Source organism: Paraburkholderia sp. RL18-101-BIB-B, assembly GCF_046026985.1.
Lineage (GTDB): Bacteria > Pseudomonadota > Gammaproteobacteria > Burkholderiales > Burkholderiaceae > Paraburkholderia.
This window is the reverse complement of sequence record NZ_JARESV010000259.1, coordinates 1-210: the sequence shown is the minus strand read 5'-3', so window position 1 is coordinate 210 and position 210 is coordinate 1. Positions and strand designations below refer to the sequence as shown.

The following is a 210-nucleotide window of genomic DNA, read 5'->3' as shown; positions in this document are numbered from 1 at the left end:
TCTGCCGACCAAGCGAAAGTATCAAGTCTCACACAGTATTAGAGGAAGGTTTGAGCAATCAAATCATCGTCAGTACGTTGAGTGAGCGACCGGTTCTTAAATGAACCGAAAACAGTAACAGGTATTGAACTGAAGAGTTTGATCCTGGCTCAGATTGAACGCTGGCGGCATGCCTTACACATGCAAGTCGAACGGCAGCACGGGAGCAAT

At 47.1% G+C, this 210-nt stretch carries 1 rRNA gene; it reads left to right on the top strand.

Annotated features, from left to right (window positions below):
• Nucleotides 1–126: 126 nt before the first annotated feature.
• Nucleotides 127–210: ribosomal RNA gene (locus tag P0D73_RS46990) — 16S ribosomal RNA — on the top strand; the annotation flags it as partial.